The 14,200-nt window shown below is 49.5% G+C and carries 15 protein-coding genes; 11 read left to right on the plus strand and 4 right to left on the minus strand.

Going from position 1 to position 14,200, the window contains the following annotated elements; genetic code table 11:
- Positions 1 to 300, minus strand: coding sequence for a hypothetical protein (locus HMPREF9443_RS07640; RefSeq protein ID WP_009146002.1), 300 nt, complete (start codon positions 298 to 300; stop codon positions 1 to 3).
- Between the two features lie 579 nt (positions 301 to 879).
- Here HMPREF9443_RS07640 and HMPREF9443_RS07645 point away from each other — a divergent pair.
- Positions 880 to 1,686 carry a PD-(D/E)XK nuclease family transposase gene (locus tag HMPREF9443_RS07645; RefSeq protein WP_009146003.1) on the plus strand — a complete coding sequence of 269 codons (807 nt, stop codon included), beginning with the start codon at positions 880 to 882 and terminating at the stop codon, positions 1,684 to 1,686.
- Positions 1,687 to 1,751: 65 nt separating this feature from the next.
- On the opposite strand, the gene HMPREF9443_RS07650 is transcribed toward HMPREF9443_RS07645, so the two are convergent.
- Positions 1,752 to 2,135 carry a thioesterase family protein gene (locus HMPREF9443_RS07650; protein ID WP_009146004.1) on the minus strand — a complete coding sequence of 128 codons (384 nt, stop codon included), beginning with the start codon at positions 2,133 to 2,135 and terminating at the stop codon, positions 1,752 to 1,754.
- Positions 2,136 to 2,316: 181 nt separating this feature from the next.
- Here HMPREF9443_RS07650 and HMPREF9443_RS07655 point away from each other — a divergent pair, with 181 nt between their 5' ends.
- From HMPREF9443_RS07655 to HMPREF9443_RS07675, 5 genes are all read left to right on the plus strand, one after another.
- Positions 2,317 to 2,745 (plus strand): DUF190 domain-containing protein, encoded by a 429-nt coding sequence (locus HMPREF9443_RS07655; protein ID WP_009146005.1) that lies wholly within the window; start codon positions 2,317 to 2,319, stop codon positions 2,743 to 2,745.
- Positions 2,746 to 2,812: 67 nt separating this feature from the next.
- Positions 2,813 to 4,198 (plus strand): NAD(P)/FAD-dependent oxidoreductase, encoded by a 1,386-nt coding sequence (locus tag HMPREF9443_RS07660; RefSeq protein ID WP_009146006.1) that lies wholly within the window; start codon positions 2,813 to 2,815, stop codon positions 4,196 to 4,198.
- Positions 4,199 to 4,215: 17 nt separating this feature from the next.
- Entirely contained in the window at positions 4,216 to 4,605 is a 390-nt protein-coding gene (locus HMPREF9443_RS07665; RefSeq protein ID WP_009146007.1) for a hypothetical protein, read from the plus strand.
- A 120-nt stretch (positions 4,606 to 4,725) separates the two neighbouring features.
- Entirely contained in the window at positions 4,726 to 5,163 is a 438-nt protein-coding gene (locus tag HMPREF9443_RS07670; protein WP_009146008.1) for a universal stress protein, read from the plus strand.
- A gap of 1 nt (position 5,164) precedes the next feature.
- Positions 5,165 to 5,581: a universal stress protein gene (locus HMPREF9443_RS07675; protein WP_009146009.1), complete on the plus strand. Its 417-nt coding sequence runs from the start codon at positions 5,165 to 5,167 to the stop codon at positions 5,579 to 5,581.
- A 59-nt stretch (positions 5,582 to 5,640) separates the two neighbouring features.
- On the opposite strand, the gene HMPREF9443_RS07680 is transcribed toward HMPREF9443_RS07675, so the two are convergent.
- Entirely contained in the window at positions 5,641 to 6,534 is an 894-nt protein-coding gene (locus HMPREF9443_RS07680; RefSeq protein WP_009146010.1) for a selenium metabolism-associated LysR family transcriptional regulator, read from the minus strand.
- Positions 6,524 to 7,711, minus strand: a complete 1,188-nt coding sequence (locus HMPREF9443_RS07685; protein WP_009146011.1) for an aminotransferase class V-fold PLP-dependent enzyme — start codon at positions 7,709 to 7,711, stop codon at positions 6,524 to 6,526. The genes HMPREF9443_RS07680 and HMPREF9443_RS07685 overlap by 11 nt, the downstream gene beginning before the upstream one ends.
- Positions 7,712 to 7,859: 148 nt before the next feature.
- Here HMPREF9443_RS07685 and yedE point away from each other — a divergent pair, with 148 nt between their 5' ends.
- The 5 genes from yedE to nifJ all read left to right on the plus strand — a co-directional run bounded on the left by yedE (position 7,860) and on the right by nifJ (position 14,154).
- Positions 7,860 to 8,933: a YedE family putative selenium transporter gene (gene yedE, locus HMPREF9443_RS07690; protein WP_040565307.1), complete on the plus strand. Its 1,074-nt coding sequence runs from the start codon at positions 7,860 to 7,862 to the stop codon at positions 8,931 to 8,933.
- A gap of 9 nt (positions 8,934 to 8,942) precedes the next feature.
- Positions 8,943 to 9,149: a sulfurtransferase TusA family protein gene (locus HMPREF9443_RS07695; protein WP_009146013.1), complete on the plus strand. Its 207-nt coding sequence runs from the start codon at positions 8,943 to 8,945 to the stop codon at positions 9,147 to 9,149.
- Complete coding sequence (locus HMPREF9443_RS07700) at positions 9,146 to 9,394, plus strand: DUF3343 domain-containing protein (RefSeq protein ID WP_009146014.1); 249 nt, start codon at positions 9,146 to 9,148, stop codon at positions 9,392 to 9,394. The genes HMPREF9443_RS07695 and HMPREF9443_RS07700 overlap by 4 nt, the downstream gene beginning before the upstream one ends.
- Positions 9,395 to 9,409: 15 nt before the next feature.
- A complete protein-coding gene (gene selD / locus HMPREF9443_RS07705; protein ID WP_009146015.1) occupies positions 9,410 to 10,450 on the plus strand; it encodes a selenide, water dikinase SelD in 1,041 nt (346 codons plus the stop codon).
- Between the two features lie 191 nt (positions 10,451 to 10,641).
- On the plus strand, positions 10,642 to 14,154 hold the full coding sequence (gene nifJ / locus HMPREF9443_RS07710) for a pyruvate:ferredoxin (flavodoxin) oxidoreductase (protein WP_009146016.1): 3,513 nt from the start codon (positions 10,642 to 10,644) through the stop codon (positions 14,152 to 14,154).
- Positions 14,155 to 14,200: the final 46 nt, after the last annotated feature.

Consider the following 14,200-nt stretch of genomic DNA (forward strand, 5'->3'; position numbering starts at 1 on the left):
TTAGTCCGTCATTGGCTTTAGTAAAGGGATTATGTTCGTTAAAAGAATAAGAACATTTTGGGCAGATGAATCTTCTTTGGCGATAAACAATGCTGCATTTACGGTTGACCAGTGTAGAGTGTGTAAGAGTTCTTGGGTAGTAACCATGAATTTTACAGGTCTGGAACAGAATGGACAAATCTTAGAGGTGACATTTAGCTTAAGATTAATAATGATTGAGCCGTCGGACTGCGCAATGGTTTGTAGTTCCTCAATCTTATCCTCTTGAATGTTAAGCATATTTGTGATAAACTGACGCATAGATAAAAAATCCTCCTTCGTCTTAGTAATATAGGCATTACTATTTTAACGAAGGAGGATTTATTTGTTTAGATGTGGCTTGTGCAGAAATTTTAGTCTGTACAAGGCACTCTAGCTTATTGTTGAACAGGGAATTTTTGCCTACGACCACAAAAGCTGTACTAGGTTGACCCACAGATTTGGACTAGCTTGAGCACAAGAATGTACTAGCGAAACCACAAAATGTACCAGGTCTTAATCGAGCACAAAAATTGGACTAGGTCGACCCAACCACAAGTAATGGACTAATGCAGTTTTAAATCGTCTTTTAGTCTGTATTAGCATGAGTTTATCGAGCGTATAAGAGTCACACCTACCAACACCAAAGGCGTTCTACCAAACTGCGGTAGAACGCCTTACTTCTCAAACACAATTACCGAATTTTCAAATCATTCTTGATATTTATGCAATTTTCTGATAATATAAACCCATAAGATTTTGCACGCCTGCCCGAAGTATAGTCGTCTCAGCGTCATTGAGAACGCCTTATGTATTATTGAGTAGTACATAAGGCGTTTTTTGAAGGAGGGAGTTGAACGAATGGTAAACCTGAGAGCGGATACCAGAGAATCCATTGCCAAATTAACTTTAATGGATGATATTTTTATGAATAAGGTCTTTGAAAATGATACGGAGCGTACAGCGCTGTTATTGCGAATTATCCTGAATAATGATAAGATAAAAGTGGTAAAAGCCGTAACGCAACAGAAGCTGAAAAACCTGTCAGGACATGACTTGCAGCTGGACATTTTGGCGCAGGAAGAAAACGGTAAGCTCTTCAATGTAGAAGTACAGAACCACAGCAGTGGCGCTGCAGCACGCAGAGCGCGCTATCATTTGAGCCTGCTGGACGCTCACAGTTTGCCAAAGGGTGAAGTATACCAAAAATTACCGGATAATTACGTTATCTTTATCACGCAGTATGATGTGCTGAAGGGCGGATTGCCAATATACCACATCAACAGAAGAATCGAAGAAAACAATGTAGATTTTGCGGATGGTTCGCATATCATCTATGTAAATAATAAAATTAAGGACAACACACCACTCGGACGCCTGATGCACGATTTCAACTGTAGTAATCCGAATGATATGTATTATCCGGAATTAGCAGAAAAGGCAAGATATTTTAAGGAAACAGAAAAGGGGTTGACGAACATGGGCGATGTATTTGAAAAATTACTTGCAAAGAGAGAGAAGGAAGCAGTAGAAAAAGCTGCCAAAGAGAAAAATATTGAATTTGCAAAAGGACTCTTGGCTGACGGTATGAGCATCGAATTTACCGTCCGTCACTCCAAGCTTTCGGAAGCAGAGGTGCGTGAGCTGGCCTCCAAGCTGAGCGCGTAACACCACATTAAACACCAAAAGGCGTCCTACCGAACTGCGGTAGAACGCCTTTAAAAATCCCCGAATTATCTATTCACCTTTGCCATAAACTTTTCATTATCAATAATAAAACGCTCATGCGTACCCTTACCGATAACCCCCTTGCTGTCCGCAGCACTAACCTCAAAGGTCAGCTTGCGTCCGTCAACCGCAGTCAGCTTAGCGGTAGCGGTAACACTGTCGCCCATAGCGGTAGCGCGGTCATGCGTAATATTCAAGCTGATGCCTACAGTGCCGCTGCCTTCCTCCAGATGAGCGTTGACTGCGGCGCAGGCAGCTTCCTCCATAAGTGCGCACATAGCGGGAGTTGCAAAAACAGCCAGGGAGCCGCTTTTCATAGTAGCGGCAATATTAGCCTCGGTTACGGTTACGTTAGCGGTGCCGGTAAGTCCGGTATGTAATTTTGTCATGCTTTATACCCTCTTTCAATAATCAAATCATACGCTTATATCATAAAGTATTATCGTTCTGCTGACAAGTCCTAAATGCAATGATAAGAATTTTTTGCCTGTATATTGCAGGAATTGTTTACTTAGCGCCGAATTATAATAATATAAGCAAAAATGAAATGATGGCTGGAGGTGTAGAACCATGGCTTTAGAATTTAACAAAACCTCGTATTTAAAGATTTATACAGGCGAGGATGTTCTCTTTGAGGATATTCCGCTTTATAAAGCAATTTTGCGTGAAGCACGCTCTTTGGGCCTTGCCGGCGGTACTGTTATCAAGGGTATTGAAGGCTATGCCAGCAAGGTGCGCGGGGTCGGCCGTGCTGTCAGCACATTTATCAGCGGCAATGCCAATTTCCCGGTTGTTGTGGAGCTGGTAGATAAAAAGGAGAACCTCGAAAAGATTCTGCCTTTCTTGGAAAAGAATGCACCCCATGCCTTAGTGGTGATGGGTGAGGTTGATTATCTGGTAACAGATTTTATGCGTAAGGCGGCAGAGGGATACAAGGATATCAGAAACGGCTCGCCGCAGCCAAGCTACCTGCGCAAGCAGCAGGAACAACAGCAATAAGCTGATAAACCGCAGTTAAAAAATGAGGCTGCGGTTTTTTTATGGGATATGACGAGGAGGAGAATTTATGTATGATGTAGCCATTATCGGTGGCGGTCCTGCCGCAATTTTTGCCGCCTATGAGTTTGTGCTGAAGTATCCGCAACTGAAGGTTATTATGCTGGAGGCCGGCAATACGATCGAAAAGCGCTTCTGCCCGCTGGCAGCCAAGAAGGTTGACCACTGCATTAACTGCAACCCCTGCAGCATTATGCGCGGTTTTGGCGGTGCCGGTGCTTTTTCGGACGGCAAATATAATTTTACGACGGAATTCGGCGGCTGGCTGAACGAATATCTGCCGGAGGACAAGGTTATAGAGCTGATTGATTATGTTGATGAGCTGAACTGCCGTCATGGTGCTCCCGGTGAATATTTTTCTACCAAGAACAGCAAAATAGGCGTGCAGGCGTTGAAATACGACTTGCATCTGCTGAACGCCAAGGTACGCCATCTGGGTACGGAAAACAACCTCGTGATTATGGAAAACATCCATAAGTTTTTGGAGGATAAGATTGAAATCCGCTGCAATACCGCGGTTGAAGAAATTTGCCGTCAGGAGGACGGAACCTTCGTGCTGGAGCTGAACAAGGGCGAGAAGGTTGCCTGCAAGTATCTGATTGCCGCTCCCGGTCGCGCCGGTGCGGAATGGTACACTGAGCAGTGCGCCAAGATGGGCCTTGATTTTATCAACAATCAGGTGGATATCGGCGTGCGCGTGGAGGTGCCGGCAGAGGTGTTCAAGCATATCACCGACGAGGTGTATGAGGCAAAAATTTTGTACCGTACCTCGCTTTATAATGACGTTGTGCGCACCTTCTGTATGAATCCCTACGGCTATGTGGTAGCGGAAAACACGGACGGCATTATTACGGTTAACGGCCACAGCTACCGCGACCCCAAAATGCACAGCAAGAACACCAACTTTGCGCTTTTGGTGAGCAGCAAGTTCACCGAACCCTTCCACGAGCCGCTGCAGTACGGCAAGCGCATCGCTTCGTTCTCCAACATGCTGGGAGGCGGAGTGCTGGTGCAGCGCTTCGGCGATCTGGTCAAGGGCAGACGCACGAATGAAAAGCGTATGCTTAAGAGCTTTACCAAACCGACGCTCAGTGCAACGCCGGGAGATTTAAGTTTGGTCTTGCCTAAACGCCATCTTGATGATATTATTGAAATGATTTATGCGTTGGATAAGATTGCTCCAGGTATGGCAAATGCGGATACGCTGCTTTACGGCGTAGAGGTGAAATTCTACAGCGCACGCCTCGAACTGGACAGTAATCTGGAAACCAAGGTTGCGAATATGTTTGCGGTAGGCGACGGTGCCGGTATTACACGCGGATTATCGCAGGCGAGTGCCAGCGGTGTCTGGGCTGCGCGCGTCATTGGTGCCCGTGCCTGCGGACAGAAGAATTAAGGAAGGTGCTTTTTTAGATGAATTTTGAGTTTTTTGCGTTTTTGGTATTTATGTCTTTCGTTTCCTTTGCGGTAGCCTTTTTGGCTTATGGCATGGTAGTGCGCTTTATGGGTAAGGACGGCTTCCTCGCCCGCGTGGGACAGATTATTCTGGTGCCTGCATGTATCGTTATCTATGACTTTATCACAATGGCTGCACCGCAGAGCTACCGTTATATTATCGGCAGCATTCCTCTGGTGCTGATTGCCGGCATTGCGATTTATTTCCGCTTTGTGAAGGGCGAAAACTTTGCCGAGGCTAAGGAGCAATCTCCTTCCGAGTTGGCAAAGCTGGCTGACGAACCGAAAAAGTTCAGCAAGAAATCTGCCCGCATCCACGAAAAAAGAAAAAATCGCGGCCGCGAGTAATTCAGGCAGGATTTTTTGCGCTAAAGCAGAATATATAACGTAAGAAGAAAAAAAGCCTCTTCTTGTAAAAAATATAATAAATAAATTACAACATGTGCATTATTATGGAGGTGCGTTGTTATGTTTAAAAAGATTCTTGTTCCTGTAGATGGCAGTGAAGGCTCCTGGAGAGCACTGGATACTGCTGTAGAGCTTGGCAAAAAGTTTGGCGGCGAACTGCATGTAATCAATGTAATCCAACCATATAACAATGCTGCTTTGCTGGCAGTGCCTCTGGATCACGCAACTGTAAGCCAGGGCAACAGTGAGCTGGAGAAAATCGGTGACAAGGTTCTCGAAATGGCGCAGGAGCGTCTGAGCACCTACGAAGGCGAAACCAAATTCAGCCTGGAGGTTGGCCATCCGTCCGAACGCATCATTGCTATGGCTAAAAAGACCGGCGCAGATGCAATTGTAATCGGCAGCCGTGGCCTTTCCGGTATTGCTGAATTCTTCCTTGGCAGCGTAAGCTCTAAGGTTGCTCAATATGCAAATGTACCTGTGCTGATTGTAAAATAAAATGCTGAAACGCATTCTTGTACCTATTGACGGTACGGAGCATTCCTGGAGAGCATTGGAATATGCCTGTGAGCTTGTAAGCTATACGCGCGGCTCGCTGGTGGTTATGACGGTGCTTTCCGGCAGAATGAAACAGCATATTGTGGAATTTGGAAGCGATTGCCTGTATGTTCAGATGGGTGATGAAGTGCTTGATGCCGCACATGCGATTCTCAGCGGCAAGAACATTGACTGTACCTATTTGCTGGAAAACGACAACGATATTGCCGAAAGTATCCTGCGTGCTGTAGGTGAGCAGGAATGTGACGGTATCGTGCTGGGTAGCAGAGGCATGGGAGTTTTGGAAGGCTTGTTCCGCAATAGTGTCAGCAGCGTCATAGTGGAAAACGCTGATGTGCCTGTGACAATCGTCAAGTAAATATGTAAAAATTAACGAGTACGCCGGGATTCGTCCTGTGCGTACTCGTTTTGTTATGCTTATAATTTGCTTTGGCTGATGAAGCCGAGAAATTCCTTGACGTAGCTTGGCAGCAGATAATTTTTGCGGTAGATGAGGTAGAGGCTGCGTTCGGAAAAGGCCTGTGGCAGCTCGAAGACCAGCAAACGTTTTTCCTGCAGAAAGTTGTGCGCTGCCTTTTCCGAGATAATGGAAATTCCCATACCGCCGGCGACAAGGTTTTTGATGGTTTCCTGATCGTTGACGCGGGCAATAATCTGCAGCTCGTCCTCGGAAATACCGCTGTGCGCCAGAAAGTTATCTGCCATTTTTTTGCTGCCGCTGCCCTTTTCGCGCAGAATCAGCGGCTCGCGTAAAAGCTCCGGCAGCACATTTTCCTTTTGTTGCTTATACTGCAGAAAATGCTCGTTGACCGGAGTTATGACTACCATGCGGTCCTTGCAGAAAGGCTGGCAGCAGAAGTCGCTGTCCTCGCAGCTCATGCCGATAAAGCCAAGGTTGAAAAGTCCGTCCTTCAGGCCGTTGATGATGCCTTGACTGTCACTCTGGTGAATGATGAAGTAAATATCCTGATGCAGCTTGCCGAAGTCGGCTAAAAGCTGCGGCAGGATATAAGCTGAGGGGATGGTGGAGGCACCGAGGTGGATGATACGCCGGCTTTCGATGGAGCAGGCCTGAATCATGCGCTCCTTTAACTCCAGAATATTCAGTGCGTATTCGTAAAGCTCGCGTCCCTTGGGTGTTATCTGCAGGCTTTTGGTAGTACGCAGAATCAGCTTGGTGTTAAGCTCGCTTTCCAGCTGGTGGATGTGCGTGCTGACTGTGGACTGCGACACGAAAAGCCTGCCTGCAGCCTGCGTGAAGCTTTCCTCCTGCACTACGGTGACAAAGCTTTGCAGCTGTTTAAAGTCCATGGGCGAGCACCTCTTTCAATGCTTGCAGAGCAATATTGACTTCCTCGGCAGTATTGTGCCAACCGAAGGAAAAGCGCAGCGTACCCGTGGGATAGGTTTCGAGCGTTTTGTGAGCGTTGGGGGCGCAGTGCAGGCCTACGCGTGTGGCGATGGCGTATCTGTCCGCTAAGATGAAGGCCAGCTCTGCGATATCTGTTATATCTGTACTGATAGAAACAACACCTATGCGCTCTCTGCAGTTCCTTTTGCCGACAATGCGCAATAAGTTTTGCGCTTCTGATTGTTGCAGTCCGTCTAAAAACTGCTGCGTAAGCGTAAGCTCGTGCGTGCGGATTTTATCAATGCCCTGCTGCTGCAGCCAGCTGAGGGAAGCGTGCAGACCGGCGATGCCCGGAAGGTTGAGCGTGCCTGCTTCGAATTTATCTGGCATGAAGCGGGGGGGGTGCTCCGTATGGCTGAGGCTGCCGGTGCCGCCGACGATGAGCGGTGTTATTTCGTCAATCATGCTTTCAAGCAGCACAAAGCCGCCGATGCCTTGCGGTGCCAAAAGTCCCTTGTGCCCCGTAAAGGCGAGAGCGTCGATGTGCATTTCCTGCATGTTGATGGGAACGACGCCGGCACTTTGCGCACTGTCGACGATGAATTTCAGGTTATGCTTTTGGCAGAAGCTGCCGATTGCCGCCAAGGGCTGCAGCGTGCCGCAGACATTGCTGGCGTGCGTCATGATGATTGCTTTGGTGTTGGGGCGCACAAGCTGCGGCAAAGCGTCTAAACGCAGTGCACCATCTGCGTCGCAGGGGATGCGGCTGAAGGTGATGGCATCGGTGGGAGCGTTGTCAGTAGTAAGCTCTGTGCCGATTTGCTGGAGCGGACGCATGACGGCGTTGTGCTCCATAGCGGTAACAAGCACATGGTCGCCGCTGTGCAGCAGTCCCTTGATGATGATATTCAGGCTTTCGGTAATGTTCTTCGTAAAGACAACATTTTTGCTGTCCTCGCCGCCGAAAAAGCGGCAAAGCTGCTCGCGAGTGGCAAAAACAAGGTCCTCGGTAGTGGTCGCGCAGGTACCGCGGCTGATGTTGGTACCTGCATGTGTAATATATTGATAAACTGCGTCAGCAACTGCCTGTGGCTTGGGAAAGGTGGTGCTGGCGTTGTCGAGATAAATTTGCTGCATTTTCCGTACCTCCTCATGTTACGCCTATTCTATCATATAATTATCTGAAAAGCTAATAAATCAATCAGCTTTATCTATAAATGATATTGGTATAAGCATGCGGGCTATGATATACTTTTGTCGAAGAAATATTTTGGGGAGGCTTTTTATGAAAAATGAACAAGTAACGATTGTTGCAACAGGTGCGGTTATCGGCCTGGTGGCAGCAATGCTGGTGTTTTTCGGCAATCCGGCCAACATGGGCCTGTGTATTGCCTGTTTTTTGCGTGATACTGCTGGTGCCTTGGGCTTGCATGCCGCAAAGGCTGTGCAGTACATCCGTCCGGAAATCAGCGGTCTGGTGCTGGGCGCCTTGGCTGCAGCTTATATGCACGGCGAGTTTTCGCCGAAGGGTGGCAGTTCTCCGCTGACACGTTTTGTGCTGGGCTTTTTTGCGATGATCGGCTGTCTGATGTTTTTGGGCTGCCCGTTCAGAATGCTGTTGCGTATTGCCGGCGGTGACTTGAACGCTGTTGTCGGCTTGGTTGGCTTTGCGGCAGGAATTTATGCCGGAATTTTCTTCCTGAACCGTGGCTACAGCCTGAAGCGTACTTATAAGATGACTGCGGCGGAAGGCAGCATTATGTCGGTGATTGCCGTTGTACTGTTGGTGCTGCTCGTTGCCGCACCGGCCTTCATACACTTTACTAAGGCAGGCGGCGGCCCCGGTGCCAAGCATGCGGCTGTTGCTGTGAGCCTGATTGCTGCAGTAGCAGTCGGTTATCTTACGCAGCGCACACGCTTCTGCATGATTGCCGGTATCCGCGATTTTATTCTCTTTAGAGAAACTAAAATGCTGTGGGGCTTTGTGGCTGTTGTTGCGGCAGCTGCTGCTTGCAATGTTGTGCTGACCTCTGTAACAGGCGGTGCCTTTTTCAAGGTGGGCTTTGCGGCGCAGCCTATTGCGCACACCGATGCGCTGTGGAACGTGCTGGGACTTTTCTTGGCGGGTTTTGCCTGCGTACTCTTGGGCGGTTGTCCGATGCGTCAGCTGGTGCTGTCCGGCGAAGGTAACTCCGACAGCGCAGTAACTTTGCTGGGCTTTATCGTGGGCGCGGCCTTTGCGCATAACTTCGGTTTGGCATCCAGCGGCAACGGTCCTACTGCCAACGGTCAGATTGCTGTTGTTATCGGTATTGTTGTTGTTACTGTGATTGCTTATCTGAATACATATAAAAAGTGAGGAAACGCTATGAAAACTATTGATGCAAGAGGACTTTCCTGTCCCGAACCTGTTATCCTGACGCGTCAGGCGATGATGAGCGGTGAGGCTGCTTATGAGGTAATCGTGGATAATAATACCTCCAAGGAAAATGTAACACGCTACGCACAGCATCAGGGCTATAAGGTTGCGGTAACGGAGCAGGACGGCGAATTTACTCTGTCCCTGAGCAAATGATGCAGTATATTGCAACGTTCTTTTCGCACTTCGGTGCGGTGCGCTTTCAGCATCTGTGCACGGAGCGCGGCTGGCAGGCGCAGGTGCGTCCTGTGCCGCGCAGCCTGAGCAGCAGCTGCGGTACCTGCGTATTTTTTAAAACAGAGGTGCTGGAAGAAGCAACGTCTTTGCAGACACCGGAGCTGGAGCAGATAGTGCGTGAGCGGGAGAATGGCTACGAGGTTTTGTATACTGCTGCCGAATAAGCGGAGGTTTGAGCTATGGAAAACGAAGTAAAGCTGACGAAGCTGGCGAGCTGTGCCGGCTGCGGGGCCAAGGTCGGTGCCGGTACGCTGTGCAATCTGCTGGCAGGCTTTCAGACGCATTATGATCCTAATCTTTTAGTGGGCTACGATAAAAGCGATGATGCCAGTGTTTATCGGGTGAGTGACGATCTGGCGATTGTGCAGACAACAGATTTCTTTCCGCCGATTGTCGATAATCCGTTTATGTACGGACAGATTGCGGCGACGAACGCTCTGAGTGATGTTTATGCTATGGGCGGTGAACCGAAGCTGGCGCTGAATATCATGTGCATTCCCGAGAAAATGGACAAGGCACCCGTGCAGGAGATTTTGCGCGGCGGTTATGCCAAGGCCTATGAAGCAGGTGCAATTATCACCGGCGGCCACACCATTCACGGCGCGGAGCCGATTTACGGCTTGGCGGTGACAGGCTTTGTGAAGCCTGAAAATGTGTGGACGAACAGCGGCGCACAACCCGGTGACGTACTGCTGCTGACAAAGCCCTTGGGCGTAGGCATTCTGACGACGGCGGCAAAGGCCGGCTTAGTAGAGCAGGAGCTGCTCGATAAGCTGTATGTGCAGATGAGTACGCTCAATAAATATGCGCATGATGTGCTTGTGAAATACAGTGTGCATGCCTGCACCGACGTGACAGGCTTTGCGCTTTTGGGCCACAGTCTGGAGATGGCGCAGGGCAGCGGCGTTACCGTGCACCTGAAGGCACAGGCTGTGCCTTATCACGAGGAAGCATACGAGATGGCGGATATGGGCTTTATTCCTGCCGGCGCCTATCGTAACCGTGATTTTGCCGAAGCAGGTGTGCGTGTTGTGGGAGCTGTCGCGCGTGCGCTGCAGGATATTTTTTACGACCCGCAGACGAGCGGAGGCCTGCTGTGTGCTGTTCCCGCGGCGGAGGCAGAAGGCTGTCTGGCAGAGCTGCGGGCTGTTGCTCCGAGCACACAGATTATCGGCTATGTGACCGAAAAACTTGACAGTGCGATTTATCTGGAAGCATAAATATTTTCAAGATGCTGCTTAACCGGCGGCATCTTTTTTCACATTTTATTTACGCAAAAATGCTGTATACATTTATGCAGATATTTTACAAACAAGGCTGAATAGTGTATACTAATTATATGAACCGGAAAGTTTTTCCTGTAAAAATTAAGGTCAAGTAATTTTGTGATTTCAAGAAAGAAGGGAATCCAATGGTAAAAATGAAAACAATGGACGGCAACACAGCTGCTGCGTATATTTCCTACGCATTTACCGATGTTGCTGCAATTTATCCTATTACTCCGTCCTCACCGATGGCTGAGGTTGTCGATGAATGGGCTGCCCAAGGCAAAAAGAACATTTTCGGGCAAACCGTTAAGCTGATGGAAATGCAGTCCGAGGCAGGTGCCTCCGGCGCAGTTCACGGCTCCCTGCAGGCAGGTGCGCTGACTACTACCTACACCGCATCTCAAGGCTTGCTTTTGATGATTCCTAATATGTATAAAATGGCCGGCGAGCTGCTGCCCGCAGTTTTCCACGTTTCCGCACGTGCACTGGCAACAAGCTCTCTGTCTATCTTCGGTGACCATCAGGACGTTATGGCTACCCGTCAGACCGGCTTTGCATTGCTGGCTGAAGGCAGCGTACAAGAGGTTATGGATCTGGCAGGCGTAGCACATTTGAGTGCTATCAAAGGTCGCGTACCGTTCCTGAACTTCTTCGACGGCTTCCGTACCTCCCACGAAATCCAGAAGATTGAGGTTATGGATTATGCTAATCTTGAAAAGCTGCTGGATAAGGATGCGGTAGATGCATTCCGTAAACGCGGCCTGAACCCGGATAATCCTGTTATCCGCGGCACCGCACAAAACCCGGATATTTACTTCCAGACTCGCGAGGCTGTTAACACCTATTACAATGCTCTGCCGGAAATCGTAGAGAATTACATGGGCGAAATCAGTAAGCTGACCGGCCGTGAATATCATCTGTTCAACTATTACGGCGCTGAGGATGCAGAAGATATCATCATCATCATGGGCTCTGCTTCCGAAACCGTCCGCACTGTTGTTGAAAAGCTCAACGCAGAAGGCAAAAAGGTTGGCGTACTCGTAGTTCACCTGTATCGTCCGTTCAGCATCGAGCACTTCATGGGCGCAATTCCGCAAAGCGTAAAACGCATCGCTGTATTGGACCGCACCAAAGAACCGGGCGCTTTCGGCGAACCGCTGTATCTTGATGTACGTGCTGCCTTCTATGCAAGCGACCGCAAGCCTATGATTATCGGCGGCCGTTACGGCTTGGGCTCCAAAGATCTGCTGCCCGGCGATATCGTAGCTGTATTCGATAATCTGGCAAGTGCAGAACCGAAAAACAACTTCACCATCAGCATCACTGATGATGTAACCAATACCTCTCTGCCGTGCGTAGCAGGCGTAGACGTAACTCCTGCAGGCACTAAGGGCTGCAAATTCTGGGGCTTGGGCAGTGATGGTACCGTAGGCGCCAACAAGAGCGCTATCAAAATCATCGGTGACCACACCGATATGTACGCTCAAGGCTACTTCTCCTACGACAGTAAAAAATCCGGCGGCGTAACCGTTTCCCATCTGCGCTTCGGTCATACCCCGATTATGGCACCGTACCTGATTGATGCTGCCGATTTTGTTGCAGTACACAATCAGTCCTATGTTCATAAATATGATGTAACCGCAGGCCTGAAAAAAGGCGGCACCTTCCTGCTGAACTGCAACTGGAGCGCTGAGGAGCTCGACGCACAGCTGCCCGGTCAGCTCAAACGCTACATCGCGAAGAACGATATCAAATTCTACATCATTGATGCTGTTAAGATTGCTCAGGAAATCGGTCTGGGCGGCCGCATCAACATGATTATGCAGTCCGCTTTCTTCAAGCTGGCTGATATTATTCCTCTGGCTGACGCTGTTAAATACCTGAAGGATGCTGTTGAGCATTCCTACGGCAAGAAAGGCCAGAACATTGTCGACATGAACAATGCTGCTATCGACAAAGGCATTGATGCTATTGTTGCCGTTGACGTTCCCGCAAGCTGGGCTGAGGCCGGCGATACTGCTGCCCAAGCTGCAACCGGCAACGAGTTCATTGACAAGCTGCTCGTTCCGATGAACAAGCTGGAAGGCGATAAGCTGCCGGTAAGTGCTTTTGCTGATTATGCAGACGGCACCTTCCCGAGCGGTACTGCTGCTTACGAAAAACGCGGCATCGCTATTGACGTACCGGAATGGCAGATAGACACCTGTATCCAATGTAACCAGTGCGCCTTCGTTTGCCCGCATGCTGCTATCCGTCCGGTTCTCATGACCGAGGAAGAAGCTGCCAAGGCTCCGGCAACTCTGCCGAGCAAGCCGGCTATCGGCGCTAAAGGCCTGATGTTCAGCATGAGCATCTCCCCGCTGGATTGCACCGGCTGCGGCAACTGCGCTCAGGTATGCCCGGCTCCGAAAGCCAAAGCTCTCGTTATGAAGCCGCTCGATACTCAGCTTGATAAAGCTGCTGCATGGGAATACAGCCAGAAGGAGGTTGCTCCAAAGGCAAATCCGCTCAACAAGAAGACCATGAAGGGTATTCAGTTCGAGCAGCCGCTGCTTGAGTTCAGCGGTGCGTGCGCAGGCTGCGGCGAAACTCCGTATGCTAAGCTCGTAACCCAGCTGGTTGGCGACCGTATGATGATTGCCAATGCAACCGGCTGTACCTCTATCTGGGGTGCATCCGCTCCGTCCATGCCGTACACCAAAAACTGCAAAGGTCATGGTCCGAGCTGGGCAAACTCCCTGTTCGAGGATAACGCTGAATATGGCTTAGGTATGTTCCTGGGCGTTAAACAATCCCGTGAGCGTGTAGAAGACATGGTAAAAGCTATGCTGGAAGGCGAGCTGCCTGAGGATCTCAAGGCTGCGCTGACCGATTGGCTGGAGCATGTCGACGACAGCGAAGGCACCCGTGAGCGTGCCGAAGCGCTGACTGCTGTACTGGAAAAATACAAAGACAACTGCGATAAATGCGCTGCTCTGTATGATGAGAAGCAATTCTTTGTTAAACGCAGCCACTGGATCTTCGGCGGTGACGGCTGGGCTTATGATATCGGCTACGGCGGTCTGGACCATGTACTGGCATCCGGCGAGAATGTCAATGTTATGGTATTCGATACCGAGGTATATTCCAATACCGGCGGTCAATCCTCCAAATCTACTCCGACTGCGGCAATCGCTAAATTTGCTGCCAGCGGCAAAAAGACCAAGAAGAAAGACCTTGGCATGATGGCTATGAGCTATGGCTATGTATATGTTGCACAGGTTGCTATGGGCGCCGACAAGAACCAGACTCTGAAGGCTATTGCCGAAGCAGAGGCTTATGACGGCCCGTCCCTGATTATTGCTTACGCACCTTGCATCAACCATGGCCTGAAGGTTGGCATGGGCTGCAGCCAGCTCGAAGAAAAACGTGCTGTTGACTGCGGTTACTGGGCAACCTACCGCTTCAATCCGGAACTGAAGGAGCAAGGCAAGAATCCGTTCATTCTGGACAGCAAAGAGCCTACCGCAAACTTCCGTGACTTCCTTATGGGCGAAGTTCGTTTCAGCTCTCTGCAGAAGATGTTCCCGGATACTGCGGAAGCATTGTTCGAAAAGACCGAGAAAGACGCTATGACTCGTCTGGACGGCTACAAAAAGCTGGCAGGCAAGGAATAAAATTCTTGCTTAATAAAAAATAAGCCGTGCTGCGTAAGCGGCACGG

Source organism: Phascolarctobacterium succinatutens YIT 12067 (assembly GCF_000188175.1).
GTDB classification, from domain to species: domain Bacteria; phylum Bacillota; class Negativicutes; order Acidaminococcales; family Acidaminococcaceae; genus Phascolarctobacterium_A; species Phascolarctobacterium_A succinatutens.

Bases quoted from the DNA above. Each gene is read 5' to 3' on its own strand.
- HMPREF9443_RS07645 (WP_009146003.1), top strand. From the start codon at position 880: ATGGTAAACCTGAGAGCGGATACCAGAGAATCCATTGCCAAATTAACT.
- HMPREF9443_RS07650 (WP_009146004.1), bottom strand. From the start codon at position 2,135: ATGACAAAATTACATACCGGACTTACCGGCACCGCTAACGTAACCGTA.
- HMPREF9443_RS07675 (WP_009146009.1), top strand. From the start codon at position 5,165: ATGCTGAAACGCATTCTTGTACCTATTGACGGTACGGAGCATTCCTGG.
- nifJ (WP_009146016.1), top strand. From the start codon at position 10,642: ATGGTAAAAATGAAAACAATGGACGGCAACACAGCTGCTGCGTATATT.
- HMPREF9443_RS07660 (WP_009146006.1), top strand. From the start codon at position 2,813: ATGTATGATGTAGCCATTATCGGTGGCGGTCCTGCCGCAATTTTTGCC.
- HMPREF9443_RS07665 (WP_009146007.1), top strand. From the start codon at position 4,216: ATGAATTTTGAGTTTTTTGCGTTTTTGGTATTTATGTCTTTCGTTTCC.
- yedE (WP_040565307.1), top strand. From the start codon at position 7,860: ATGAAAAATGAACAAGTAACGATTGTTGCAACAGGTGCGGTTATCGGC.
- selD (WP_009146015.1), top strand. From the start codon at position 9,410: ATGGAAAACGAAGTAAAGCTGACGAAGCTGGCGAGCTGTGCCGGCTGC.
- HMPREF9443_RS07640 (WP_009146002.1), bottom strand. From the start codon at position 300: ATGCGTCAGTTTATCACAAATATGCTTAACATTCAAGAGGATAAGATT.
- HMPREF9443_RS07695 (WP_009146013.1), top strand. From the start codon at position 8,943: ATGAAAACTATTGATGCAAGAGGACTTTCCTGTCCCGAACCTGTTATC.
- HMPREF9443_RS07655 (WP_009146005.1), top strand. From the start codon at position 2,317: ATGGCTTTAGAATTTAACAAAACCTCGTATTTAAAGATTTATACAGGC.
- HMPREF9443_RS07670 (WP_009146008.1), top strand. From the start codon at position 4,726: ATGTTTAAAAAGATTCTTGTTCCTGTAGATGGCAGTGAAGGCTCCTGG.
- HMPREF9443_RS07685 (WP_009146011.1), bottom strand. From the start codon at position 7,711: ATGCAGCAAATTTATCTCGACAACGCCAGCACCACCTTTCCCAAGCCA.
- HMPREF9443_RS07680 (WP_009146010.1), bottom strand. From the start codon at position 6,534: ATGGACTTTAAACAGCTGCAAAGCTTTGTCACCGTAGTGCAGGAGGAA.
- HMPREF9443_RS07700 (WP_009146014.1), top strand. From the start codon at position 9,146: ATGATGCAGTATATTGCAACGTTCTTTTCGCACTTCGGTGCGGTGCGC.